Source organism: Streptomyces sp. NPDC058457 (genome assembly GCF_042720695.1).
Lineage (GTDB): Bacteria > Actinomycetota > Actinomycetes > Streptomycetales > Streptomycetaceae > Streptomyces.
Window position 1 is genome coordinate 19,206 of sequence record NZ_JBHXLU010000004.1, and the last position, 26,054, is coordinate 45,259.

20 protein-coding genes and 1 pseudogene are annotated in these 26,054 nt (G+C 71.5%); 5 read left to right on the forward strand and 16 right to left on the reverse strand.

Going from position 1 to position 26,054, the window contains the following annotated elements; all coding sequences use genetic code 11:
* Positions 1-138 precede the first annotated feature (138 nt).
* From topA to bldG, 7 genes are all read right to left on the reverse strand, one after another.
* Positions 139-2,973 carry a type I DNA topoisomerase gene (topA, locus tag ACFWPS_RS05030; RefSeq protein ID WP_383701076.1) on the reverse strand — a complete coding sequence of 945 codons (2,835 nt, stop codon included), beginning with the start codon at positions 2,971-2,973 and terminating at the stop codon, positions 139-141.
* A gap of 255 nt (positions 2,974-3,228) precedes the next feature.
* A complete protein-coding gene (locus tag ACFWPS_RS05035; protein WP_383701079.1) occupies positions 3,229-3,426 on the reverse strand; it encodes a hypothetical protein in 198 nt (65 codons plus the stop codon).
* Positions 3,427-3,828: 402 nt separating this feature from the next.
* On the reverse strand, positions 3,829-5,358 hold the full coding sequence (locus tag ACFWPS_RS05040) for a methyltransferase (protein ID WP_383701081.1): 1,530 nt from the start codon (positions 5,356-5,358) through the stop codon (positions 3,829-3,831).
* A gap of 263 nt (positions 5,359-5,621) precedes the next feature.
* The gene (locus ACFWPS_RS05045) at positions 5,622-6,281 is read right to left on the reverse strand and encodes a small secreted protein (RefSeq protein WP_383701084.1); all 660 of its coding nucleotides are present in this window, start codon (positions 6,279-6,281) and stop codon (positions 5,622-5,624) included.
* Between the two features lie 278 nt (positions 6,282-6,559).
* Entirely contained in the window at positions 6,560-8,968 is a 2,409-nt protein-coding gene (locus tag ACFWPS_RS05050) for a sodium-translocating pyrophosphatase (protein WP_383701086.1), read from the reverse strand.
* Positions 8,969-9,318: 350 nt separating this feature from the next.
* On the reverse strand, positions 9,319-9,753 hold the full coding sequence (locus tag ACFWPS_RS05055) for an ATP-binding protein (protein ID WP_383701088.1): 435 nt from the start codon (positions 9,751-9,753) through the stop codon (positions 9,319-9,321).
* Positions 9,754-9,993: 240 nt separating this feature from the next.
* Entirely contained in the window at positions 9,994-10,335 is a 342-nt protein-coding gene (gene bldG, locus ACFWPS_RS05060) for an anti-sigma factor antagonist BldG (RefSeq protein ID WP_010986038.1), read from the reverse strand.
* An 82-nt stretch (positions 10,336-10,417) separates the two neighbouring features.
* Here bldG and ACFWPS_RS05065 point away from each other — a divergent pair, with 82 nt between their 5' ends.
* Positions 10,418-12,868 carry a DEAD/DEAH box helicase gene (locus tag ACFWPS_RS05065; RefSeq protein WP_383701091.1) on the forward strand — a complete coding sequence of 817 codons (2,451 nt, stop codon included), beginning with the start codon at positions 10,418-10,420 and terminating at the stop codon, positions 12,866-12,868.
* 79 nt (positions 12,869-12,947) lie between these two features.
* Here the strand turns inward: ACFWPS_RS05065 and ACFWPS_RS05070 are convergent.
* From ACFWPS_RS05070 to ssd, 7 genes and pseudogenes are all read right to left on the reverse strand, one after another.
* Positions 12,948-13,280, reverse strand: a pseudogene (locus tag ACFWPS_RS05070) (Rv3654c family TadE-like protein); the annotation flags it as partial.
* Positions 13,281-13,393: 113 nt separating this feature from the next.
* A complete protein-coding gene (locus ACFWPS_RS05075; RefSeq protein ID WP_383701094.1) occupies positions 13,394-13,723 on the reverse strand; it encodes a TadE family type IV pilus minor pilin in 330 nt (109 codons plus the stop codon).
* Positions 13,724-13,751: 28 nt separating this feature from the next.
* The gene (locus ACFWPS_RS05080) at positions 13,752-13,940 is read right to left on the reverse strand and encodes a DUF4244 domain-containing protein (RefSeq protein ID WP_383701097.1); all 189 of its coding nucleotides are present in this window, start codon (positions 13,938-13,940) and stop codon (positions 13,752-13,754) included.
* 66 nt (positions 13,941-14,006) lie between these two features.
* Positions 14,007-14,786: a type II secretion system F family protein gene (locus ACFWPS_RS05085; RefSeq protein WP_383701099.1), complete on the reverse strand. Its 780-nt coding sequence runs from the start codon at positions 14,784-14,786 to the stop codon at positions 14,007-14,009.
* A complete protein-coding gene (locus ACFWPS_RS05090) occupies positions 14,783-15,643 on the reverse strand; it encodes a type II secretion system F family protein (RefSeq protein ID WP_383701102.1) in 861 nt (286 codons plus the stop codon). The genes ACFWPS_RS05085 and ACFWPS_RS05090 overlap by 4 nt, the downstream gene beginning before the upstream one ends.
* A 93-nt stretch (positions 15,644-15,736) precedes the next feature.
* Positions 15,737-16,909, reverse strand: a complete 1,173-nt coding sequence (locus ACFWPS_RS05095; RefSeq protein WP_383701104.1) for a TadA family conjugal transfer-associated ATPase — start codon at positions 16,907-16,909, stop codon at positions 15,737-15,739.
* Entirely contained in the window at positions 16,906-18,006 is a 1,101-nt protein-coding gene (ssd, locus tag ACFWPS_RS05100) for a septum site-determining protein Ssd (RefSeq protein WP_383701106.1), read from the reverse strand. Before ssd ends, ACFWPS_RS05095 begins: the two co-directional genes overlap by 4 nt.
* A gap of 583 nt (positions 18,007-18,589) precedes the next feature.
* Here ssd and ACFWPS_RS05105 point away from each other — a divergent pair.
* The gene (locus ACFWPS_RS05105) at positions 18,590-19,414 is read left to right on the forward strand and encodes an HAD family hydrolase (protein ID WP_383701109.1); all 825 of its coding nucleotides are present in this window, start codon (positions 18,590-18,592) and stop codon (positions 19,412-19,414) included.
* Positions 19,415-19,801: 387 nt separating this feature from the next.
* Here the strand turns inward: ACFWPS_RS05105 and ACFWPS_RS05110 are convergent, their stop codons facing one another.
* Positions 19,802-20,626: an oxidoreductase gene (locus tag ACFWPS_RS05110; RefSeq protein WP_383701111.1), complete on the reverse strand. Its 825-nt coding sequence runs from the start codon at positions 20,624-20,626 to the stop codon at positions 19,802-19,804.
* Positions 20,627-20,725: 99 nt separating this feature from the next.
* Here ACFWPS_RS05110 and ACFWPS_RS05115 point away from each other — a divergent pair, with 99 nt between their 5' ends.
* Complete coding sequence (locus tag ACFWPS_RS05115; RefSeq protein ID WP_383701113.1) at positions 20,726-21,706, forward strand: ATP-binding protein; 981 nt, start codon at positions 20,726-20,728, stop codon at positions 21,704-21,706.
* Between the two features lie 25 nt (positions 21,707-21,731).
* Here the strand turns inward: ACFWPS_RS05115 and ACFWPS_RS05120 are convergent, their stop codons facing one another.
* Entirely contained in the window at positions 21,732-22,994 is a 1,263-nt protein-coding gene (locus ACFWPS_RS05120; protein ID WP_383701115.1) for a hypothetical protein, read from the reverse strand.
* Positions 22,995-23,328: 334 nt separating this feature from the next.
* On the opposite strand from ACFWPS_RS05120, the gene ACFWPS_RS05125 reads away from it, so the two are divergent.
* The gene (locus tag ACFWPS_RS05125) at positions 23,329-25,806 is read left to right on the forward strand and encodes a SulP family inorganic anion transporter (RefSeq protein ID WP_383701117.1); all 2,478 of its coding nucleotides are present in this window, start codon (positions 23,329-23,331) and stop codon (positions 25,804-25,806) included.
* Entirely contained in the window at positions 25,803-25,982 is a 180-nt protein-coding gene (locus ACFWPS_RS05130; protein WP_383701119.1) for a hypothetical protein, read from the forward strand. Before ACFWPS_RS05125 ends, ACFWPS_RS05130 begins: the two co-directional genes overlap by 4 nt.
* The last annotated feature ends 72 nt before the right edge of the window (positions 25,983-26,054 follow it).

Below are 26,054 nucleotides of genomic sequence, written 5' to 3' on the forward strand. Positions count from 1 at the left end.
CACAGGTACACCCGCCCCGACACCAAGTTGATGCCGGGGCGTGCACAATGCGAAGCCGATGTGAGGGCCCGGAGGCGCCTCAGGCCTCTCGGTCCTCCGCGTTTCAGTCGTCCACCGCGGTTCTGGTCGTCCGCGGTTCTAGTCCTCCGCGGTCGCCGTCCGGGAGGCCGTCGTCTTCTTGGCCGCCGTCTTCGCCGTGGTCGTCGTCTTCTTCGCGACGGTCTTCTTGGCCGCCGTCTTCTTCGCCGGCGTGGCCTTCTTGGCGGCCGCCGTCTTCTTCGCGGGCGCCTTCTTCGCCGTCTTCTTGGCGGGCGCCTTGGCCCGCTTCTCGGCGAGCAGCTCGTAGCCGCGCTCCGGGGTGATCGTCTCGACGCTGTCGTCGGAGCGCAGGGTCGCGTTGGTCTCCCCGTCGGTGACATACGGCCCGAAGCGGCCGTCCTTCACCACGACCGGCTTCTCGCTGACCGGGTCGGTGCCCAGCTCCTTCAGCGGCGGCTTGGCGGCGGCCCGGCCGCGCTGCTTGGGCTGGGAGTAGATCTGGAGCGCCTCTTCGAGGGTGATCGTGAAGAGCTGGTCCTCGGAGGTGAGCGAGCGCGAGTCCGTGCCCTTCTTCAGGTACGGCCCGTAGCGCCCGTTCTGCGCGGTGATCTCCTGGCCCTCGGCGTCGGTGCCGACGACGCGCGGCAGCGACATCAACTTGAGCGCGTCCGCCAGGGTGACCGTGTCCAGGGCCATCGACTTGAAGAGCGACGCCGTGCGCGGCTTGACCGCGTTCTTGCCGGTCTTCGGGGTGCCCTCGGGGAGCACCTCGGTGACGTACGGGCCGTAGCGGCCGTCCCGGGCGATGATCTGGTGGCCGGTCTCCGGGTCGGCGCCCAGCTCGAAGTCGCCGCTCGGCTTGGCGAGCAGTTCCTCCGCGAGCTCGACGGACAGCTCGTCGGGGGCCAGGTCCTCCGGCACGTCCGCGCGCTGATGGCCCTCGGAGTCCTTCTCGCCGCGCTCGATGTACGGGCCGTAGCGGCCGACCCGGAGCACGATGTCGTTGCCCACCGGGAACGAGGACACCTCGCGCGCGTCGATCGCGCCCAGGTCGGTCACCAGTTCCTTGAGGCCGCCGAGGTGGTCCCCGTCGCCGTTGCCGGCGTCGGCGGCGCCGCCCGTGGTCGTGCCCTCGCCGCTCTCGCCGAAGTAGAAGCGCTTCAGCCACGGCACCGCCTGGGCCTGCCCGGCGGCGATGCGGTCGAGGTCGTCCTCCATCCGGGCGGTGAAGTCGTAGTCGACCAGCCGGCCGAAGTGCTTCTCCAGGAGGTTGACCACGGCGAAGGACAGGAAGGACGGCACGAGGGCCGTGCCCTTCTTGAAGACGTAGCCGCGGTCGAGGATCGTGCCGATGATCGACGCGTACGTCGACGGGCGGCCGATCTCGCGCTCTTCCAGCTCCTTGACCAGCGAGGCCTCGGTGTAGCGGGCCGGGGGCTTGGTGGCGTGCCCGTCGACCGTGATCTCCTCGGCGGACAGCGCGTCGCCCTGGGCGACCTGGGGCAGCCGGCGCTCGCGGTCGTCCAGCTCGGCGTTCGGGTCGTCGGCACCCTCGACGTAGGCCTTGAGGAAGCCGTGGAAGGTGATCGTCTTGCCGGAGGCGCTGAACTCGACGTCCCGGCCGTCGGCGGCGGTGCCGCCGATCTTGACCGTGACGCTGTTGCCGGTCGCGTCCTTCATCTGGGAGGCGACGGTCCGCTTCCAGATCAGCTCGTAGAGCTTGAACTGGTCACCGGTGAGGCCGGTCTCGGCGGGCGTGCGGAAACGATCACCCGAGGGGCGGATCGCCTCGTGCGCCTCCTGCGCGTTCTTGACCTTCGCGGCGTACGTCCGCGGGGCCGAGGGCAGGTAGTCGGCGCCGTACAGCTGCGTGACCTGGGCGCGGGCGGCCGCGATCGCGGTGTCGCTCAGCGTCGTGGAGTCCGTACGCATGTACGTGATGTAGCCGTTCTCGTACAGCTTCTGGGCCACCTGCATGGTGGCCTTCGCGCCGAAGCCGAGCTTGCGCGAGGCCTCCTGCTGGAGGGTCGTCGTACGGAACGGGGCGTACGGCGAGCGGCGGTACGGCTTGGACTCGACCGAGCGGACCGAGAACCGGGTGTTCTCCAGGGCCGCGGCGAGGGCACGGGCGTTCGCCTCGTCGAGGTGGAGGGTGTTCGCGGTCTTGAGCTGCCCGAGCGAGTCGAAGTCACGGCCCTGGGCGACGCGCCTGCCGTCGACGGCCTGGAGGCGGGCGACCAGGGACGACGGATCGCTCGGGTCACCTGCCCGGCCGGTCCCGAAGGTGCCCGTCAGGTCCCAGTACTCGGCGGAACGGAACGCGATGCGCTCGCGCTCCCGCTCCACCACGAGCCGGGTCGCCACGGACTGGACACGGCCGGCCGACAGGCGCGGCATGACCTTCTTCCACAGGACCGGCGAGACCTCGTAGCCGTAGAGGCGGTCGAGGATGCGGCGGGTCTCCTGGGCGTCGACGAGCTTCTGGTTGAGCTGGCGCGGGTTGGCGACGGCGGCCTGGATCGCGGACTTGGTGATCTCGTGGAAGACCATCCGCTTGACCGGGACCTTGGGCTTGAGCACCTCCTGGAGGTGCCAGGCGATCGCCTCGCCCTCGCGGTCCTCATCGGTGGCGAGGTAGAGCTCGTCGGAATCCTTCAGCAGGTCCTTGAGCTTCTTGACCTGGGCCCGCTTGTCCGCGTTGACCACATAGATCGGTTCGAAGTCGTGCTCGACGTCCACGCCGAGGCGCCGGACCTCGCCGGTGTACTTCTCGGGCACCTCCGCGGCGCCGTTGGGAAGGTCACGGATGTGCCCGACGCTCGCTTCGACGACGTATCCGGGGCCCAGATAGCCCTTGATCGTCTTCGCCTTGGCAGGCGACTCGACGATGACGAGTCGGCGGCCGCCCTGTGCGGTCTCGCTGGTCGGGGACAACTTCGCTCTTCTCTCCGGTCGACGCTGGGGCCTCCCCAGGCCTTGCTCCCGGGGTCGCGGCACGGGCACGGGTGCCCGCTCACTTGGTGACGCTGCGGAGTGTGACGGTACATCCCGCCCCCGTGTCAAACGGGAAAAGCTCACAACGGCCACTCGAACGGTAACCCGACTACCGCCATTCCTGCCGCCCGGAGTCCCCGGCCGCTCTCCCGGCCCTGCCCGGAGCGTGATGCTCCGATTACCGGAGGGATGCGCTCAGAGGCGGGTCAGGCAGTACGCCGCGAGGCCCAGCGCGATCACCGAGGCGAGGCTCGCGAGGGTCGCGGATGCGATCTGGCTCACACCCTGGGCGACGGGTTCGCCACGCCTGAGCCGGGTCCCGGTCCACACCAGCAGTGCAGCCCCGAACAGGGCGAACGCCACCCCTGCGAAGATCGCCGGTCCGCTCTCCATGGCCCGCGCACCCCTTCCCTGCCGCCTGCGACTGCCCAGCGCCCGGAGACTGGCACGTACGGGCGGCGGGCGGGAGGCCGACGGGCGAAATCGAGGTGAACGGGCCGCCGTAAGCCGCTCGAACATCCGATCGACGGACTAGAGGCGGACCGGCGACGGACCGCGGACGGACCACGGGCGGACCCGAGGGCGAAGGTTCCGGCCAGATTTTTCCGGCCCTTTTCCTCTCCGGCGTGTCCTGGGGACTCTTCTCCCGCACGCTCGCCGGGCCTTCCAAGGGTGTCCCCACGAGTCCCCACGAGTACCCGTCAAGTCCCTACGGGTTCCCAGGGACCCCTACGGGTACCCGCGGGTACTCCGGCACGTCCTGGCACGGGTCCGCCGGCCATGCCTTCCGGTCCGTCAGACCGCCGGCTCCAGGAACCCCTGCTCCACCAGCAGCCGGATCTGCGCAGGCGTGCGGTCGCGCAGCAACACCGGGTCCTCGCCCATCAGTTGCGCGATGGCGTCGAGAATCCGACCCGCACTCAGCGTGCCGTCGCACACCCCTGCGAACCCGGCGCCCACCGTGTCCACCTTCGTCGCGCGGCGCATCCCGCGGTGCTGGCGCAGCACCACGTGCTCCGGGTCCTCGGCGCCGGGCAGTCCGACCTGCTCCTGGACCACCTCGACGGCGAGCCTGAAGTGGCCTTCGAGGAGATCCGCGTCGTCGTGGTCACGGAGGTAGTCGAGGCGGTCGAAGTGCGCGCGGATGGTCTCGCCGAGCGGCTGTTCGATCGGATGCGGCCACTCCTCCACGGTGACCGAGGGCACGGCGGCGCCCGTCTTCCGCAGCGTGATCCAGCCGAATCCCACCCCCTTCACCTTGCGCGCCTCGAACTCGTCGAGCCACGCGTCGTACTGCGCCTGGTACTCCGCCGGATCCCCGCGGTGGTCGCCGGAGTCCCTGAGCCACAGCTCGGCGTACTGATTGACGTCCTGCACCTCGCGCTGCACGATCCACGCGTCACAGCCGCGCGGCACCCACGAGCTGACCCTGTCCTGCCAGTCCTCCCCCGCGACGTGCTGCCAGTTGGCGAGGAACTGCGCGAACCCGCCCTCGTTCAGCCGCTCCCCGGCCTGTTGAACGAGCGAGCGGCACAGATCGTCCCCGCCCATCCCGCCGTCCCGGTACGTCAGCCGGGCGCCGGGAGAAATCACGAACGGCGGGTTGGACACGATCAGATCGAACGTCTCCTCCTCCTTGACCGGCTCGAACAGCGAGCCCTCGCGCAGTTCGGCCGCTGGTGCGCCGGAGAGCGCCAGCGTGAGCGCCGTGATGTGCAGCGCGCGGGGGTTGAGGTCGGTCGCCGTCACGCGCGTGGCGTGCTGGGCGGCGTGCAGCGCCTGGATCCCTGAGCCGGTGCCGAGGTCGAGGGCGGCGGCGACGGGCGTACGGACGGTGATGCCGGCGAGTGTCGTGGACGCACCGCCGACCCCGAGGACGACACCCTCGTGCCGCCGGCCGATGCCGCCGGCACCGCCGACGGCACACCCGAGGTCGGACACGATGAACCAGTCCTCGCCGTCGGACCCGCCGTACGGCCGTACGTCCACGGTGGCCGCGACCTCGTCGCCGCCCACGCGGGTCAGCCAGCCGCTGTCCAGGAGGTCGTCGGCGGGCAGAACGCCGGCCACGCGCGCGTACGGCACGGGCTGCTGGAGCAGGAACAGCCGGACGAGCGTCTCCAGGGGCGTGTCCCCGCGGGTCGCCCGCAGCGCGGGCACCGTCTCACTGCGGGCCAGCGCCGCGTACGCGGGTGCGCCGAGCAGGTCGAGCAGCCCGTCGGCGGTGAAGGAGGCGCCCAGCAGGGCGGTGCGCAGCCGGGCGGCGACGTCGGGGCGGTCGGAGGCGGGCAGAGTGGCGAGGCCGGAGTCAGTCACGCCCTCCATTGTGGCCCGCGGTGCCGCCCGCCCGCGGGCTCAGCACACGGGCCCGGACGGCCGGACTCCGCTCAACCCGCCAGGCTCTGCTCAACCCACCGGACTCCGCTCAACCACCCGCCAGGTTCTGCTCAGCCGGACGGACTCGGCACACGGCCCCGGACCACCGGGCTCCGGCGCCGGGCCTCAGCGCACAGCGCCGGCTCCGCGCCTGGCCCCTGCCCCTACCCCTGCCCCTGCCCCTGCCCCTGCGAGGCTCAGCAGCCCCGGCCTCAGCCCGCGGTCGACGAGGACGAGGACGAAGACGGCGTCGATCCCGACGCGGGTGTCGACGCGGGATCCGTCGTCGCCGAGACCTTCTTGCAGCTGGCCTGTTCGGCGATCGCGTCCTTGACCTCGCCCTGCTCCAGGGCGTTCAGAGCCGCGGTGCCGCTCTTGCTCTGCGCCTCCAGTTGCGTCGTCTGCGAGGCGACGTCCTGCAGGCCGGAGGCGAACTTCGCCTGGTCCTTGGTGTCGAGCGCGTCGACCTTCTTCTTCAGGTCGGCGTAGGACGCGGAGAGGCTGTTGAGGGTCGTGACGACGTTCTGCTGGCGCTTGGCGCCGTCGTCGACCCCGGGGGGCGCGCCGGCGCTGCTGATGGCCGCGGCGAGCGCCTTGTAGCCGTCGGACATGTCCTGGAAGGCCTGGGAGTCGGTCTTCTGAATGGTCGCGGCCGAACTCGTGGTGTCCGAGGCCGTCGTGGAGATCGCCTCGTTCGCCGCCTTGATCTTCGCGTCCTGCGCCGGCACCGCGTCACAGACGGTCTTGGCCCACGCGATCAGCTTGGGGTCGGTGCCCTTGTTGCTGCTGCACCCGGACAGCGCCAGTACCAGTACCGCACCGCCGGACAGTGCGGCCGCGAGCTTCTTGTTCACCGGATCGGTCCCTTCCATGCTCTCGGCCCCCGGAATCTACACGGCGGACGGACAGCACCCTCATGGAAGCACCCATTAAGTGAGCTTTTGAGCACTTTTGCGCCAAGAGAGAGAAGGCTCACGACGAGACGACGCGCACATCCCCGCCCCCGAGCGCACCCCGGCACACTCCGGCGCACGACAGGCGGCGAGCGCCTCGGCGTACGAAACGGGCGGACGGCGTGTCAGCACACGCCATCCGCCCGCTCGTTGACCGGTCCCCCTCGCGAGGGCCCCGGTGGGCGTCGTAAGACCGCCTACGAAACCACCGCGGGATCGGCCGGCTTGGCCACGCGTTCGGCACTGTCCTCGTCGTCGCCGACGGCGATACCGCGCCGCTTGGAGACGTACACCGCGCCGACGATCACGGCCAGCGCGAGGACCGCGACCAGGATCCGCACGCCGACGCTCTTGTCATGGCCGTAGGAGAACTTGATCACCGCGGGTGCGATGAGCAGGGAAACCAGGTTCATGACCTTGAGCAGCGGGTTGATCGCGGGTCCCGCGGTGTCCTTGAAGGGGTCGCCGACCGTGTCGCCGATCACCGTGGCGGCATGGGCCTCGCTGCCCTTGCCGCCGTGGTGGCCGTCCTCGACGAGCTTCTTGGCGTTGTCCCAGGCGCCACCGGAGTTGGCCAGGAACACCGCCATCAGGGTGCCCGCGCCGATCGCGCCCGCGAGGTACGAGCCGAGCGCTCCGACGCCGAGCGTGAACCCGATGAAGATGGGCGCCATCACGGCGAGCAGTCCCGGCGTGGCCAGCTCGCGCAGGGCGTCCTTGGTGCAGATGTCGACGACCTTGCCGTACTCGGGCTGCTCCGTGTAGTCCATGATCCCGGGGTGCTCGCGGAACTGCCGCCGCACCTCGTAGACCACCGAACCCGCCGACCGCGACACGGCGCTGATGGCCAGTCCGGAGAAGAGGAACACGACCGCCGCGCCGGCGATGAGGCCGACGAGGTTGTTGGGCTGCGAGATGTCCATGGACAGGGTCAACGGGGCACCCGCACCGGTGAGTTTCGCGCCCACGTCCTGCACGTTCGTGGTGATCGCGTCCCGGTACGACCCGAAGAGCGCCGACGCCGCGAGGACGGCGGTGGCGATGGCGATGCCCTTGGTGATGGCCTTGGTGGTGTTGCCGACGGCGTCCAGGTTGGTGAGCACCTGTGCGCCCGCGCCCTGGACGTCCCCGGACATCTCGGCGATGCCCTGGGCGTTGTCGGAGACCGGCCCGAAGGTGTCCATGGCGACGATGACGCCGACCGTGGTGAGCAGGCCGGTGCCGGCCAGCGCCACCGCGAACAGCGCGAGCATGATCGATGTACCGCCGAGCAGGAACGCGCCGTAGACGCCGAGGCCGATCAGCAGAGCGGTGTAGACGGCCGATTCCAGGCCGATCGAGATACCGGCGAGGACCACGGTGGCCGGGCCGGTCAGCGAGGTCTTGCCGATGTCCATGACCGGACGCCGGTTGGTCTCGGTGAAGTAGCCGGTCAGCTGCTGGATGACGGCCGCGAGCAGGATGCCGATGGCGACCGCGACGAGCGCGAGGATCCGCGGATCGCCGTCCTTGGCCCGGATGGCCGCGTCGGAGATGCCGTGCAGGTCCGCGTACTTCCCGGGCAGGTAGACGAAGACCGCGATCGCGACGAGCACGAGCGAGATCACCGCGGAGATGAAGAAGCCGCGGTTGATGGCGCTCATGCCGCTGCGGTCGCTGCGGCGGGGGGCGACCGCGAAGATGCCGATCATCGCGGTGAGCACCCCGATGGCAGGTACCAGGAGCGGGAACGCCAGTCCGGAGTCGCCGAACGCCGCCTTGCCGAGGATCAGCGCGGCGACCAGGGTCACGGCGTACGACTCGAAGAGGTCGGCCGCCATGCCCGCGCAGTCGCCGACGTTGTCGCCCACGTTGTCGGCGATGGTCGCGGCATTGCGCGGGTCGTCCTCCGGAATGCCCTGCTCGACCTTGCCGACCAGGTCGGCGCCGACGTCGGCGGCCTTGGTGAAGATGCCGCCGCCGACACGCATGAACATGGCGATCAGGGCGGCCCCGAGACCGAAGCCTTCGAGCACCTTCGGCGCATCGGCCGCGTACACCAGCACCACACAGGAGGCGCCGAGCAGGCCGAGCCCCACCGTGAACATGCCGACGACGCCGCCCGTGCGGAAAGCGATCTTCATGGCTTTGTGCGAGACGGCGGTGAGATCCTTTTCCGGCTCGCCTGCCGCCGGAGTGGCTTCGCGGGCCGCCGCGGCGACGCGCACATTGCTGCGTACGGCGAGCCACATGCCGATATAACCGGTGGTCGCCGAGAAGGCCGCGCCGATCAAGAAGAAGATCGAACGTCCGGCGCGCTGATTCCAGTCGTCCGCGGGCAGCAACAGGAGCAGGAAGAACACCACGACGGCGAATACGCCGAGCGTGCGCAACTGCCGGCCCAGATAGGCGTTGGCGCCTTCCTGGACCGCCCCCGCGATCTTCTTCATGCTGTCCGTGCCCTCGCCGGCCGCGAGTACCTGGCGCACCAGGATCCAGGCGACCACGAGCGCGGCCAGCGCCACGGCGGCGATGACCGCCACCAGGACCCGGTTGTCGTCGGTCAGTACTGCGGCTGCGAAGGTTGTGGAGTGGCCCAACTGATGAGGGGTAGAAAGCCCCGCCATTCGTCCTCCTTGACGCTTGGACTGAGCTCAAGATGTGGACGGATTGTAGGTACCCGCGAGTGATCTAAACAGGGGACGGTAAGCGGAATTGGCCTTCTCGTGCTCTTCAGCAAATGATCGAGGTCACGCGGACGAACCCGAAAGCAGTAATGCCCTAAAAGCATTGACGGCGGCGTTTACTTGATCGAATTATCACCCGATTGATCGTGAATGAATTCACTAAATCCATCGCACCAGATCACTGTACGACCGGTACGGCAGGTACGACCGGTACGACCGGCCGCAGGTGGCGCGGACATGCCGAAGGGCCCCACTCGGTGGGGCCCTTCGGTACACGGACGGGGTGGCCGTCAGGTGAGCGCGACTCCGGGCGGGGTCGTCGGCCAGGTCATGCGGATCAGCCCGCCGTGCTCCCCGGCGGTGACCTCCACGTCGTCGACGAGGCCGCTGATGACCGCGAGGCCCATCTCGTCCTCCTCGGTGTCCACGTCCGCGTCCGCCGTGCCACCGGAGGCCCGGTCACCGGGAGCGGAACGGGGTGCCTCGTCGCCGACCTCGATGGAGAACTGCTTCTCCTCCTCGATCAGCGCCACCCGTACCGGCTCGGTGATGCCGGCGGCCTGATGCAGACCCACCGCGCGGGAACAGGCCTCGCCGACGGCCAGCCGGACCTCGTCCAGGACGGCCTCGTCCACTCCGGCCCTGCGAGCCACCGCGGCCGCCACCAGTCGGGCGGTGCGGACGTGCTCGGGCAGCGCGCTGAAGCGGAGTTCAACGGTGGCCATACGTCCCCCTCGGAACTACGGGCGTGCGGTAGGGGGCCGGGTCGCCGAAGAACCCGGACCCCCCGATGAATTGCGTGCGCCGCGGGCACTGCGGCCCGTGCGCGGCTTCCGGCACGGGCATGCGGGCCCTGACGGGCGGGGGTGGCACGGGCGTCCGTACAGCGCGTACGGGCCCCTGCCGAGGGCCGGCCTGACGGCACGGACCGATCGGCGGTCCGGGGTACGTCGGCCGGCCCGGGGTCAGTCGGTGGCCGCCACCGCTTCCTCGACCGAGGTGTGGATCGGGAACACCTTGGTGAGGCCGGTGATACGGAAGATCTTCAGAATGCGCTCCTGGTTGCAGACCAGGCGGAGCGAGCCCTCATGGGCACGCACCCGCTTCAGGCCGCCGACCAGCACGCCGAGCCCGGTGGAGTCGAGGAAGTCCACGCCCTCCATGTCGACGACGAGGTGGAAATTGCCGTCGTTCACCAGCTCGACCAGCTGCTCGCGCAGCTTGGGCGCGGTATATACGTCGATTTCGCCACCGACCTCGACGACCGTACGATCGCCGACGGTACGGGTCGACAGGGACAGGTCCACGGATCCTCCAGCACCTTGCTATCGAGCGGTCGCCCCTCGGGACACCTCGGCTTGCAGTCCCAGGGACGCTTCGCCAGCCGCGATGGCATTCAATCACTTACCGGCAGGCGTGCACGACGCCTTGGCCCCATTGTCCGTCACTCCAGTGACACACTCGGTCCCGATGGCCATAAATCACCGATCCGATCGGCCCTCGGTTCCGGCCGCGTCCGGGTTCTCCCCGGGCACGGTCCTGGACCGGCTCGCCTCCGGGCCGAGCCGGGCTTCGCGCATCACTCATACGGAGCACTTGCCCCCGCGTGCGGGTCGGCATGCCGTCTGGCCTGACCGGATTCGCTCGGAGGTCGTGGCGGCCGTGCAGGAGTGCGGCATCGAGCATCCCTGGGAGCACCAGGCGCTGGCCGCCGAGCACGCCCTGGACGGCGATTCGGTCGTCGTCGCCACCGGCACCGCCTCCGGCAAGTCGCTGGCCTATCTCGTACCGGTGCTGTCCACCCTTCTGGACGGCTCCGAGGCCGCCAACGGCCGCGGCGCCACCGCCCTCTACCTGGCGCCCACCAAGGCGCTGGCAGCGGACCAGTGCCGTTCGGTGAAGGAACTTTCACAACCGCTGGGCAACGCCGTGCGCCCGGCCGTGTACGACGGCGACACCCCGTACGAGGAACGCGAGTGGATCCGCCAGTACGCCAACTACGTGCTCACCAACCCGGACATGCTGCACCGCGGGATCCTGCCCGGGCACGCCCGTTGGTCCTCCTTCCTGAAGTCGCTGAAGTACGTCGTGGTCGACGAGTGCCACACCTACCGGGGCGTCTTCGGCTCGCACGTCGCCCAGGTGCTGCGCCGGCTGCGCCGCCTGTGCGCCCGCTACGGCGCCTCCCCGGTCTTCCTGCTGGCCTCCGCCACCGCCGCCGAGCCGGCCGTGGCCGCCGGGCGTCTCACCGGCCTGCCGGTCGTGGAGATCGCCGACGACGCCTCCCCGCGCGGCGAGCTGGTCTTCGCCCTCTGGGAGCCGCCGCTGACCGAGCTGCACGGCGAGAAGGGCGCCCCCGTCCGCCGTACCGCCACCGCCGAGACCGCCGAGCTGCTGACCGACCTCGCCGTGCAGGGCGTGCGCTCGGTCGCCTTCGTGCGCTCCAGACGCGGGGCGGAGCTGATCTCCGTCATCACCCAGGAACGGCTGGCCGAGGTGGACCGTTCCCTCGCCCGGCGTGTCGCGGCCTATCGCGGCGGCTACCTCCCCGAGGAGCGGCGCGCCCTGGAACGCGCGCTGCACTCCGGGGAGCTCCTCGGACTTGCCGCCACAACGGCCCTGGAGCTGGGTGTGGACGTCTCCGGGCTGGACGCCGTACTGATCGCCGGGTACCCCGGTACGAGGGCCTCTGTGTGGCAGCAGGCGGGCCGGGCGGGCCGCACCGGGCAGGGCGCACTCGCCGTCCTGGTCGCCCGCGACGACCCGCTGGACACCTTCCTGGTCCATCATCCCGAGGCCCTGTTCGACCAACCGGTGGAGTCCACCGTCCTCGACCCCGACAACCCTTACGTCCTCGCCCCGCACCTGTGCGCCGCAGCGGCCGAGATCCCGCTCACCGACGACGACCTCGACCTCTTCGGCCCCGCCTGCAAGGAGCTGCTCCCGCAGCTGGAGGCCGCGAAGCTGCTGCGCCGCCGGACGAAGGCCTGGCACTGGACCCGCCGGGAGCGGGCCGCCGAGCTGACCGACATCCGCGGCGAGGGCGGCCGGCCGGTGCAGGTCGTGGAGGCGGGGACGGGGCGGCTGCTGGGCACGGTGGACGCGAGCGCCGCCCACTCCACGGTCCACGAGGGCGCGGTCCACCTCCACCAGGGCCGCACCTACCTCGTGCGGTCCCTCGACCTGGAGGACTCGGTGGCCCTGGTCGAGCAGGCCGAGCCGCCGTACTCCACGGTCGCCCGCGACACCACGGCCATCTCCGTCCTGGAGACCGACATCGAGGTCCCCTGGGGCGACGGCCGCCTCTGCTACGGCTCCGTCGAGGTCACCAACCAAGTGGTCTCCTTCCTGCGCCGCCGGCTCATCACCGGCGAGGTCCTGGGCGAGTCGAAACTCGACCTCCCTCCTCGTACGCTGCGCACCCGCGCGGTGTGGTGGACCGTCACCGAGGACCAGCTCGACGAGGCCCGGATCAACCCGGAGATCCTCGGCGGCGCCCTGCACGCCGCCGAACACGCCTCCATCGGCCTGCTGCCGCTCTTCGCGACCTGCGACCGCTGGGACATCGGCGGCGTGTCGATCCCGCTGCACCCCGACACGCTCCTGCCGACGGTCTTCGTCTACGACGGCCACCCCGGCGGCGCGGGCTTCGCGGAGCGCGCCTTCCACACGGCCCGCACGTGGCTGACGGCTACCCGGGAGGCGATCGCCGCGTGCGAGTGCGACGCCGGGTGCCCGTCGTGCATCCAGTCCCCCAAGTGCGGGAACGGGAACGAGCCGTTGCACAAGCGGGGGGCTGTGCGACTCCTCACGGTGCTGTTGAAGGGGGCGCCGGGATAGGCCGTTGCGTCAGTGCGGGTCGGTGGGGGCTGGTCGCGCCCACGCGGCGGAGCCGTAAATGTCACAGCCCCGCGCCCCTTCAGGGGTGCGTTGCAGCGGGGCCGGCTCTGGCCCGGACCTCCGCCATGAACGGCCCGTCACCTGACGCCGCGGTCACATCCGAGACGTCCCCCACGACTACGCACCGCGTCAGCCGCGTGTCTTGGGCCCGTGCCACCCGGTCCGCCTGGGCGCAGGCCGCCGCAGTCCCCTCGGCCCAGTGGTCCGCCGCGGCGAGCGCGGCCAGGTCGGCACCGCCCGCCGCACGATGCCGGACGACTACTGCCTGTTCCAGCCCAAGGACGATGCCGAATACGACGCACAGGACGGCGATCGCCCCGACGCTCCAGACAGTGGCAGAGCCTTGATCACGCGCCCCGCTGCAACGCGCCCCAAAGGGGCGCGGGGCTGTGACATTTGCGGCTCCGCCGCGTGAGCGCGACCAGCCCCCACGCACCCGCAGCCGAACGACCGCCCGTCGCCCCGTCACGGCCCCACCTCTGTCGGCCCCTCCGCCAAGGCGACCGCCGACTCCCGTACCTCGAACGGCAACGCGCCCAGCACCGGCGGCCTCGCCACCACCGTCACCCGCACCTCGTCGCCCTCCCGGCCGACCGTCACCGTCGCCCCGGCCGGCGCCGCCTCCTTCGTCACCGCGACCACCGCGTCCTCGGGGTCCTGCCGCGCGGCCGCCCGCGCCCCGGTGCGGGCGGCGTCCACGCACCGGATCTGGGCGGCCACCACGAGCAGCCCCCACACCAGCGCCATCGTGAACGCCACCAGCACCGGCAGCACCACGGCCGCCTCCGCCGTCACGAACCCCCGGTCCGCCCCGCGCCCCCGCTCACATCCGCGCACTGAGGGCTCGTTTCACGATGGCCTGGAGTTCCGCATTGACCTGCCCGCTCGTCACGACCGCGTAGAGGACCGCGGCGAACCCGACGGCGGCGATGATCCCCATCGCGTACTCGGACGTGACCATTCCCGCGTCCCGGCGCATCAGCTTCCACATCTTCCAGCACATCTCACGCATCTCGACTCCCTTGAACTCGCTTCGAATTGAATTCAGTTCCTGTTGACGGCCCCGCTGTCGCGCCCTTCATCCGCCTCCCCCTCGCAGCACCCCACCCGCGAGTCCGATCACCACGGGAAGTACGCCCATCGCGATGAACGCGGGCAGAAAGCACAGCCCCACGGGCGCCGAGATCAGTACGGCCGCCCGCCGCGCCCGCGAGGTCGCGCTTCTTGCCCATTCGGCGCGGGCGTCCGAGGCGAGCCGGGCGACGGGCGCGGCCGCCGGCAGCCCGGACTCGTCCGCACGCTCCAGCAGCCGGGCCAGTGCCGCGGCACCCGGCAGTACGGCCAACCGCCGCCAGGCAGCCGCGGGTTCACCGCCCAGCCGCACCTCCGCGGCGCCCCGCGCCAGCCCTTCCCCGACAGGTCCGCCGAGGGCCTCTCCGACGGCCTGGGCGGCCACCACCGGACCGGCCCCGGCGGCGATGCACGCCGCCAGGAGGTCGGCGGCGAGCGGGAGTTGGCGAGCGGCCTCGGCCGCCTCCACCTCGGCCGTCCGGCCTCCGTCGCCCGCCCGGCCCCGCCAGCGCCAAAGCACCACCGCGACGCCCAGCCCCAGCAGCGCTCCGACGACCCCGCCGACCAGCACCCAGCCGCCGCACACCACACCGGCGACCGGCAGCCACCTGCGGACGGCTCCGCTGATGTCGGAGTCCCTCTCCGCCCGCTCCAGGCCGAGCAGTTCGGCCGCTTTCCGCCGGGCCCAGCGCCTGCGCCTGGCCCGCTCCAGCCACCATGCCGACCAGCCCAGGGCCGCCAGCGCCGCGACCATCACCCCCAGCCTGTGGACAACTTCGGCGCTCATGCCGCCTCAGCTCCCCGCACGATCCGGGCCGCCCACCACATCCCGGCGCCTTCGAACACCGCGCCGACGACCAGGCAGCCCAGTCCGGCCCCCGTGTGCAGCAGCACCCGCAGCGGATCGGCGCCCATGGCGGAACCGAGCAGGAGACCGAGGGCGGGCAGGGCGGCGAGCATCACCGTGGTGGCCCGGGCGCCCGACAACTGGGCGCGCAGATCGGCACGCTGGTCCCGCTCCGCGCGCAGGGCGGCCTCCAGGCGGTCGAGGCCCGCCGCGAGCCCGGCGCCCTGGTCGACGGCCACCCGCCAGCAGGCCGCGAGCCCCAACAGGCCCTCGGCGCCCGGCTGCCGCGCCGCCACCACCAGCGCGCCCTGCACGTCCCCGCCGAAGCGTGCCGCCGCGACCACGGCAGGCTGGGCCTCGCCGAGCCCACCGGAGTCCCGCGCGGCCCGCAACAGTGCCTCGCCCGGCTGCCGTCCCGCGCGCACCTCGCCTGCGAGCGCCCCGCACAGCGCGATCACCGCATCGGCGCGCGCCTGCCGGGTCCGCCGCGCCTGCCGGGCCAGCCGCACCCGGCGCAGCACCGGCACCCCGGCCGCCCCCGCGAGGACCGGCAGGACCGAGGCGGCGAGGAGCGCTAGCGCGACGCCGGCGGCCAGGGCCCACCACTCACCCCGCCAACGGCCACGCAGCCGCCGCAGTTCCCCGAGCGCCTGCTCCCAGGGGGGCGGCCCGGTGGCCACCACCCCGCCGCCGGCGAGCAGCAGCCGTGTCCGCCGTACCTCGCGCTGCCGCTCGGCCAGGAGCCAGGCCATGACCCCACCGCACACCACGGCCGCACCGACCGTCGTCTCACCCATCACACATGTCCCTTTCAACTCATTGATCACTGAGGTCACTTCAGACGGAATCAGTCGGTCACCTGGGAGCTCACAGCTCACCCACGTCACTCGTCAGTCCGAGCTCCGGAGCAGCCCCCGCAGCCGCTCCCACCCCGGCTCCCGGGCGAACGCCTCCGCCTCCCAGCGCAGCGCCGGTACCGTCCGCACCAGCCCGGAGGGGTCCCGCTCCAGGACATGGACCTCGGCGATCCGTCGCCGGCCCGCGTGGTCCCGGACGAGGTGCAGCACCACCGACAGTGCGGCGGCCAGCTGGCTGTGCAGGGCGGCCCGGTCGAGCCCGGCGGCTGTGCCGAGGGCTTCCAGGCGGGCCGGTACGTCCGCGGCCGCGTTGGCGTGCACGGTGCCGCAGCCGCCCTCGTGGCCGGTGTTGAGCGCGGCAAGCAGGTGGACCACCTCGGGCCCGCGGACCTCGCCGACGACAAGCCGGTCGGGCCGCATCCGCAGGGCCTGGCGGACCAGGTCCTCCAGGGTGACGAGGCCGGCGCCCTCCTGGTTGGCGGGTCTGGTCTCCAGCCTTACGACATGCGGGTGTTCGGGCCTGAGCTCCGCCGAGTCCTCGGCGAGCACGATCCGCTCCCCCGGTCCGACCAGGCCGAGCAGCGCGCTCAGCAGGGTCGTCTTGCCGGTGCCGGTGCCCCCGCTGACCAGGAAGGAGAGCCGGGCCGCGATGAGCGCCCGCAGGATCCGGTCGCCGCCCGGGGGCACGGTCCCGGCCGCGACCAGTTCGCCGAGCGTGAACGCCCGGGGCCGGACCACCCGCAGGGACAGGCAGGTGCAGCCGATGGCCACCGGGGGCAGCACCGCGTGCAGGCGGGTGCCGTCGGGCAGCCGGGCGTCCGCCCAGGGCCGCGCGTCGTCCAGGCGCCGGCCGGCCACCGCGGCCAGCCGCTGCGCGAGGCGTCGTACCGCCGCGGCGTCCGGGAAGGCGACCCGGGTGAGTTCCAGACCGCCGCCGCGGTCCACCCAGACCCGGTCCGGGGCGGTCACCAGGACATCGGTGACCGTGGGGTCGGCCAGCAGCGGCTCCAGGGGGCCGCTGCCGACCAGTTCCGAGCGCAGTCGCTCGGCCGCGCCGAGGACTTCGGCGTCGCCGAGGACCCGGCCCTGTTCGCGCAGCGCCTGCGCCACCCGCGCGGGTGTCGGTTCGGCGCCGCTCTCGGCAAGCCAGCGCCGTACCCCGTCGAGCAGGGCCGGGCCGTCCGCGCCCACGGTGCCGGGCCTCATACGGCGCCCCCCGCCTCGACCAGCGTGCGCTCCCAGAAGCCCTTGCAGAAGCGGGCCAGCGGTCCGCGTGCGACGGACCCCGGCGGTTTCCGGCTCGGACGGGACAGGCCGGGTTCGGCGGGTACTTCGCCGGCCAGCGGCAGGCCGAGCAGCCGGGCCACCTCGCGGTCGTCCAGCCCCGGCGCGTACGGCCCCCGTACCGCCACCCTGAGATCGCGTACGACCATGCCGACGGTGGCCGCGACCCGTCCGGCCGCCGCGATGGCACGGAGTTCGGCGGGAACCACCAGGACGGCGAGGTCGAGCTGGGTGAGGACCTCGGCGACCTCGTCGTCCAGGCGGCGCGGCAGGTCGACGACGACCGTGCCGCCGCGCCGCCGGGCGGCCGCGAGCACCGCGCGGACGGCGGGCGGCGGGATCGCCACGCAGTCGCCCCGGTCCCAGCTGAGAATCCGCAGCGAGTGCAGTTCGGGCAGCGACTCCTCCAGGGCTCCGCTGCCCAGCCGGCCACGCGAGGCGGCAAAGGCGGGCCAGCGCAGGCCCTCGGCCGTCTCGCCGCCGAGGAGTACGTCGATTCCGCCGCCCAGCGGATCCGCGTCCACGAGCAGGGTGCGCAGTCCCTCCCGCGCGGAGGTGACGGCGAGCGCGCAGGCCAGTGTGGAGGCACCGGCCCCGCCACGGCCGCCGATGACGCCGACGGTGAGGGCCGGGCGGCCCACGCCCTCCACGACATCGGCGATCCGGTCCACGAGCCACTGCTCGCCGTCGGGCAGCATCAGGACGTGGTCCGCGCCGATCTCCACGGCCCGTTTCCACACGTCGGGGTCGTCCTGGTCGAGGCCGACCAGCACCACCCCGCGCCGGCGTGCGGCGCCCCGCACCCGCCGCGCGGCGTCGTCGCCGACCAGGACGAGCGGGGCGGACTCCCAGCCGCCGCCGCGTTCCGGCGGGCGGTGGTGGACCTCCGGTTTGGCGCCGGCCGCCGCGCACAGGCGCAGCAGGTCGTCGAGGAGTTCGGCGTCCTCGGTGACGATCATCGGGCGTCCGGGCCGTCCCGAGGCGGCGGACGGCGGATCCTGGGTGACAGTTCCGGCCACGTGAGCTTCCCCCTTGGCTGCGTTCTTCCGCATGGCCCCTGCGGCCACGCGATTCCCAAACGTGCGGAGAGCCGGCAAGCGGCCTCCATATGCACGGCCGACAGAAACCGGCCATTGGCGCCCGACAAACGGAACCGGCCATGAACTCGCCGCCGCCGGAGCGCGCTGGAATCACGGTGCAGCGAACCCGGAAATCGTGTGGATCTTGGTCCAAAACTGTGGACAACCCGATGGTTGTGAATATCGCTGTCGCCCCTACCGGTGAGGCCCGTTCCGGGCCCTGCGCGGCTTCCACAGCGCAGCGCTGCGACTACCCGCCGTGACGGATCATGGGCAAACGAAAAGGGCGGCCGAGGCCGCCCGATGAAGGCCTCACGGCCTGCGAGAGAGGGGAAAAACCCGTCCGGACATGCGACGACCCCCACCGGGGGGGAGAGTGGGGGTCGTCTCCACGGCCGACTCGGGGGGGGAGGAGCCGGACCGGGTTAGCACGGTCGCGAACGATCCGTGACTTCCATGGTGTACCCGAGAGCCCTCTCAGGCAAACCCACGCGCCCCACCTTACGCCGAATGGTGGGCGCCTATGCTCGGGGTCGTGGAAAACCACTCCTTGCCTCGCACAGCGGCCTTCTTTGACCTGGACAAGACGGTCATTGCGAAGTCGAGCACGCTCACCTTCAGCAAGTCGTTCTACCAAGGCGGCCTGATCAACCGCAGGGCGGCGCTGCGCAACGCGTACTCCCAGTTCGTGTTCCTGCTCGGCGGTATGGACCACGACCAGATGGAGCGCACGCGCGCCTACCTGTCCGGCCTCGTCCGTGGCTGGAATGTCCAGCAGGTCAAGGAGATCGTCGCCGAGACCCTGCACGACCTGATCGACCCGATCATCTACGACGAGGCCGCCTCCCTCATCGAGGAGCACCACCAGGCCGGCCGGGACGTCGTCATCGTCTCCACCTCGGGCGCCGAGGTGGTCGAGCCGATCGGCGAACTCCTGGGTGCGGACCGGGTGGTGGCCACCCGCATGGTCGTCGGCGACGACGGCTGCTACACCGGCGAGGTGGAGTACTACGCGTACGGCCCGACCAAGGCCGAGGCCGTCCGGGAGCTGGCCGCCTCCGAGGGGTACGACCTGGACCGCTGCTACGCCTACAGCGACTCGGCGACCGACGTGCCGATGCTCCAGGCCGTCGGGCATCCGCACGCCGTGAACCCGGACCGCGCACTGCGCCGCGAGGCGCTCGCCCAAGGCTGGCCGATCCTGGACTTCCACCGGCCGGTACGGCTCAAGCAGCGGATCTCCACGCCCCCGCGCCCGGCCCTGGTCGCCGCGGCGGCCATAGGAGCGGCGGCCGCCACCGCGGGCCTGGTCTGGTACGCGAGCCGACGCCGGAGCACGGTCGCCTGAACCGACGCCCCTTTAGTGCGTCTTTGAACCTAAAAGTAAAGAACTGCAGGCAGGGCTTCCGCTTGCTCCGGGCTTGCAGTACAAAGGGGTTAGCGGCCCGCGAGACCAAAGGACATCCGAGAGGATCACCTTTAAAACGCATTTGGCCCCACGGACCCAGCATGGACACTGGGCACCCACGCGACGTCGACCCGTCGATTACGGGCCAGCCGCACCAGGTGACGGGCAAAGCACCCGACCTGATGGGCGACATATCGAGGACGCTTGGTAACCCGGTGAGCATGCCAGCGGCGGTACGAGAACTCGTACCGCCGCAACCCTTTTCCGGAGCCCCGCGTGGCCTGAGCCCCGCGCGACCGAATCCCCGCGCGGCCTTCCGCCCAGGCCCTACGCCGCCCCGCGCTGCAGCGCCTCGCACACCGCCGTCGACTCGCGCACGCCGAGTTCCACCGCGCGCCCGCAGTGCGCGATCCAGGCCGCCATCCCTTCCGGAGTGCCGGAGACATAGCCGTCCAGGGCCGCCAGGTAGGAGGCGCGGCCCAGTTCGGCGTGGCCGACCTCGGCGGGGCAGATCGCCTTGGGGTCGAGGCCGCTGCCGATCAGCACGATCCGCTCGGCCGCGCGCGCGACCAGCCCGTTGCACGAGGTGAAGGGCCGCAGCGCGAGCAGTTCGCCGTGCACCACGGCGGCCGTCACCAGTGCGGGCGCCCCGCCCCCCGCGACGACCAGCTCGGCGAGCCCCTCCAGGCGCCCCGACACCTCGTCGGCGTCCGGCAGCGGCAGTTCCACCAGCGGCTCGTCGACGCCCTCGCCGGCCCGGCGCGGCCGGCCGACCTCGTCGTCACCGGTCGCGGCCGCCACCAGGTGCAGCCGGGCCAGCACCCGCAGCGGCGACTGCCTCCAGATGGAGAGCAGTTGGCCCGCCTCCGCGGTCAGCCGCAGGGCCGCGCCCACCACGCGCGCGTCGTCGTCCACACCGAAGTCGGAACGCCGCCGCACCTCCTCCAGCGCCCAGTCGGCACCGGACAGCGCGGCGCTGCCCCGGGCGGCGCGCAGCGCGGCCTCCGAGGTGACGGCATTGCTGCGGCGCCGCATGACCCGGTGCCCGTAGACCCGGTCCACGGCCTTGCGCACGGACTCCACGGACTCGGCCACCCCGGGCAGCGAACCCAGGGCCGCGAGCGGATCAGCGGTCGCACCTGTCGTACTCATGAGTACGACAGTACGCACCCCGCCCGAGGACTCCACGAAGGAGTGGTCTTCTTCACTTCATGTGCACGTACAGCTATCACCCGACTACCCTTCGTGAACATGAAAATTGCTTTCGTCGGAAAGGGCGGCAGCGGCAAGACCACGCTCTCCTCCCTGTTCATCCGCCATCTCGCGGCCGCCGGCGCGCCGGTCGTCGCCGTCGACGCCGACATCAACCAGCATCTGGGCCCCGCGCTCGGTCTCGACGAGACGGAGGCGGAGGCGCTGCCCGCGATGGGCGAGCGGCTCTCCCTGATCAAGGACTACCTGCGCGGCAACAACCCGCGCATCACCTCCGCCGCGACGATGATCAAGACCACCCCGCCCGGCGAGGGTTCACGGCTGGTCCGGGTGCGGGAGCCCAACCCGGTGTACGACGCGTGTGCGCGGCCGGTGGAACTCGACGGCGGTGCCGTCCGTTTGATGGTCACCGGGCCCTTCACGGACGCCGACCTGGGGGTCTCCTGCTACCACTCCAAGACAGGAGCGGTGGAGCTGTTCCTGAACCACCTCGTCGACGGCCCCGACGAGTACGTCGTGGTCGACATGACGGCGGGTTCGGACTCCTTCGCCTCCGGCATGTTCACCCGCTTCGACATCACGTTCCTCGTCGCCGAGCCGACCCGGAAGGGAGTCTCCGTCTACCGCCAGTACAAGGAGTACGCCCGGGACTTCGGCGTCGTGCTGAAGGTCGTCGGCAACAAGGTGCAGGGACAGGAGGACATCGACTTCCTGCGCTCGGAGGTCGGGGACGACCTGCTGGTCACGGTCGGGCACTCGGACTGGGTGCGCGCCATGGAGAAGGGCCGCCCGCCCCGGTTCGAGCTCCTGGAGAACCCCAACTCCCGTGCCCTGCACACCCTCAAGGTGGCCACCGACGCGACATACGAGCTGCGCGACCAGGAGCGCTACACCCGGCAGATGGTCCACTTCCACCTGAAGAACGCCCTGTCATGGGGCAACGAGCGCACCGGGGTCGACCTGGCGGCGCAGATCGACCCCGGCTTCGTACTCGGCGAGGGAGTGGCCGCCCCCGTCTGACGGGCGGCCGGCCCCGGTTCCGCGCCTACTGCTTGACCGCCGGCGCCCCGGGCACCCCCTTCGGTGCCGGGGCGGGACGCCCGGACAGGAAGGACTCCCAGCCCTGCCGCGGGGCCTCGCCCACGTTCAGGCTGCGCAGTCTCGCCAGGACCTGCGGGTCCTGGGCGTCCAGCCAGTCGGCCAGCTGACGGAAGGAGACACAGCGCACCTCGGGCTTGTTGCAGACGTTCTCGACGACCTCGTCGAGGGCGCGCATGTAGGTGCCGCCGTTCCAGGACTCGAAGTGGTTGCCGATGACCAGCGGTGCGCGGTTGCCGTTGTAGGCGCGGTTGAAGCCCTGGAGCAGCCCGTCGCGCATCTGGTCGCCCCAGTAGTCGTACTTGTCGGGGTCACCCTGGGTCGACGTGCCGGACTGGTTGACCATGAAGTTGTAGTCCATGGTCAACTGCTCGTAGGAGTGGCCGGGGAAGGGGACGAGCTGCATCGACAGGTCCCACAGCCCTTCCCTCTTCTTGGGCCAGACCTGGTCGTTGACACCACTGGTGTCGTAGCGGAAGCCCAGTTCGCTCGCCGCCTTCACGAAGTTCTTCTGCCCCTCCAGGCAGGGGGTTCGGGCGCCGATGAGCTCCTTGTCGTAGTCGAAGGGCAGCGGTGCGGCGTTCTTCATGCCGGTGTTGGTCTTCCAGGTCTTCACGAACTGCTTGGCCTGGGCGATCTCGCTCTTCCACTCGGCCACCGACCACTCGCCGACCCCGCCGTCGGGGCCGCAGAAGTGCCCGTTGAAGTGAGTGCCGATCTCGTTGCCCTCCAGCCAGGCCAGCCGTAGCTGCTCGACGGTGTCGGCGATGCCCTGCTCGTCGTTGAAGCCGATCTCGGAGCTGCCGGGCGAGTGCTGCGGGGGCCGGTAGAGGTCACGCTTCTCCTCGGGCAGCATGTAGACGCCGCTGAGGAAGAACGTCATGTTCGCGTGGTTCTCCTTGGAGACCTTGCGGAAGTGCGAGAACAGCTTCTGGCTGTCCTCGCCCGCACCGTCCCAGGAGAACACCACGAACTGTGGCGGCTTCTCACCCGCCTTGAGCCGCTCGGGGCGGGGCAGATGCGGCTGCCCCCCGGTGTACGCGGTGGACCCGTCGCCGATCAGACGGACCACGCTCTGGGGCGCCGGCGCTCCTTTCTGCGGCCCGGACGTCCCTTCTTCGGAGTTGGTACCGGTCGCGCAACCGGCGACCGACGCGGCACAGGCCGCGGCGGCCACGGCGCCGACGGCAATCCTCTGGGTGGCGGCCAATTCCGCTCACCTTCTTCCTTCTCTCGGCGAACGCCAGTGACGGCGTTTTATGGCGATGTGCCGGGTATCTGCCGACAGCGCGGCCAAGGTCGCATAGGACCGAGAGAGGGATTAATACGACAAGCCGATGAACTGCTCAGTTCACCCATGGAGGTGAACGAGTGCCCCATTTGCACAGAAAATCCATGCTTGACCTTTACTCTGCATTACGATTCGTTTACCGAGTGTTGATTCATCCCGCCACTGCACGCCGTGACCCACGGCCGCGACCGAGCCCCTCAGGCGAGGGGACCCCCAGATCCGCGACCGCGCTGCCCCGGAGGAGACGGGAAACATGTCATCAGCCTGCGTACCCACCCACCCCGAGAGCCTCGGCCTCGCCCGGGCCACAACTCCCAAGGCCGTCACCGCCGCTGACCGGCCGCAGCGCCCGTCCACGCCCCCGCGCGGCCGCCTCCCCGTCGCGGGCGCCGACCTGTCGGCGTCCGTCGCGGTGTTCCTGATCGCCCTGCCGCTGTCCCTCGGCATCGCCCTCGCCACCGGCGCCCCGCTCCAGGCCGGACTGGTCGCGGCGGCCGTCGGCGGTCTGGTCGCCGGCCGGCTCGGCGGCTGCCCGCTCCAGGTCAGCGGCCCCGCCGCGGGGCTCACCGTGGTCACCGCCGACCTGATCCACCGGTACGGCTGGCGGGCCACCTGCGGCATCACCGTCCTCGCCGGCCTGGCCCAACTGGGCCTGGGCTGCCTGCGCGTGGCCCGCACCGCACTCGCCGTCAGCCCGGCCGTGGTACACGGCATGCTCGCCGGCATCGGCATCACCATCGCCGTCGCCCAGCTGCACATCGTCCTCGGCGGCAACCCGCAGAGCTCCGTCCTAGCCAACGTCCGGGCGCTGCCCGCTCAGTTGGCCAACCTGCACCCGGCCGCCGTGACGATGAGCGCACTGACCCTGGCCCTGCTGTTCGGCTGGCCCCGGATCCCGGGCAGAGCGGGCCGTCTACTGCGCACGGTCCCGGCCGCCCTGGTCGCCGTCGCCGGTGCCACCGCGACCGCCGCACTCACCGGGCTCACCCTGCCCCGGGTCGACCTGCCGTCCTGGAGCAGCCATGCCCTGGCGGGCCTGCCCGAGGGGCCGGTGCTCGGCCTCGTCGCCGCCGTGCTCACCACCACCCTGGTGTGCAGCGTGCAGTCGCTGCTGGGCGCGGTCGCCGTGGACAAGCTGGTGGCCGGCCGCACCGGGCCCCAGTCCCGCCTCGGCCGCGCCGCCCTGGACCGGGAGCTGCTCGGACAGGGCGCGGCCAACATCGTGTCGGGGGCGCTCGGCGGGCTGCCGGTCGCGGGAGTCGCGGTGCGCAGTTCGGCGAATGTGCAATCCGGTGCCGTGAGCCGGAACTCCACGATGCTGCACGGCGTTTTCGTAGTAGTCGCCGCGCTGCTGATGGTCCCGGTCCTGGATCTCATCCCGCTCGCCTCGCTCGCCGCCCTGGTGATGGCCGTCGGCGTCCAGATGGTGTCCCTGCACCACATCCGCACGGTGACCCGCCACCGCGAAGTGCTGGTGTACGCCGTCACCACGCTCGGGGTGGTTCTCCTCGGCGTCCTGGAGGGCGTGGTCCTCGGGGTCGCCGTGGCCGTCGCCGTCGCCCTCCACCGCCTCGCCCGCACCCGCATCACCCATGAAGAGAAAGGGGGAGTCCATCGCGTACACGTAAGAGGACAGCTGACGTTCCTCGCGGTGCCCCGGCTCAGCAGAGTCCTGCATCTCGTGCCGCAGGGCGCCCACGCCGTGGTGGAGTTGGACGGTTCGTTCATGGACCACGCGGCATATGAGTCACTGCGGGACTGGCGCAGGGCCCACACCGCGCAGGGCGGCTCCGCCGAACTGACCGGCTGCCGCGCGGGCGTCCGCTCACCGGAGTACGGCCACGCACCGGAACGCAGTCGCGGACCGGAGCACGGCCAGAGACCGGAGGACAGCCGCGCCCCAGCACATGGCCACGGACCGGAACACGGCCACGGCCCGGAGCAAGCTCACGGACCTGCGAACGGCCACGGACCGGCGAACAGCCACCGTCCCGGGCCGCGCGTGAGCCACGGCTCCGGACGCCGGCTCGGCAGATCGGACGGGGCGGGCCGTGAACTCGCCCGCGGGATCAGTGCGTTCCAGCGCGACACCGCGCCCCTGGTCCGGGAGGAGCTGGCCCGGCTGGCGCGCGAGGGGCAGCGGCCGTCGCAGCTCTTCCTCACCTGCGCCGACTCCCGGCTCGTCACCTCGATGATCACCTCCAGTGGTCCGGGGGACCTGTTCGTCGTCCGCAACGTCGGCAACCTGGTCCCTCTTCCGGGTGAGGAGAACGGGGACGACTCGGTGGCGGCCGCGATCGAGTACGCGGTGGACGTGCTGCAGGTGCGGTCCATCACGGTGTGCGGGCACTCCGGGTGCGGGGCGATGCAGGCGCTGCTCGGCTCCGGGACCGGGGGCGCGGCGACCCCGCTCGGGCGGTGGCTGCGGCACGGGCTGCCGAGCCTGGCGCGGCTGGCCGACGAGGGCCGTACCGGGGTCCGGCTGGCCGGGCGGGCACCGGCGGACACGGTGGAGCGGCTCTGCCTGACCAATGTGGTCCAGCAGTTGGAGCATCTGCGGGCGCACGACTCGGTGGCGCGGGCGCTGGCCGCGGGTGAGCTGGAGCTGCACGGGATGTACTTCCACGTGGGCGAGGCGCAGGCGTATCTGCTCGGCCGGGGCGACGCGGACGGAGCGGGAGAGGTGTTCCAGGGGGTACCCGGCGCGGAGGAGCTGCCCAGCCCGGCGTGAGCGAAACGGCGACCGGGCCCGTCGGCACCACGGGCCGGCACCGGCGGGCACCGCCCGGCACCGGCGGACATCGGCCGGCAGCGGCGGGCCCGGTGTGCCACGGCACACCCGGCACTGGCAGGCTCGGCACGCCCGACGGCGGCACGCCCGACGGTGACATGACCCGCCACACCTGATAGGTCTAAACCAATTTTTCGGCGGCCCTTGTCACCGGGGCCCCAGGTCTGATGAGCTGTGGCCTGGGACAC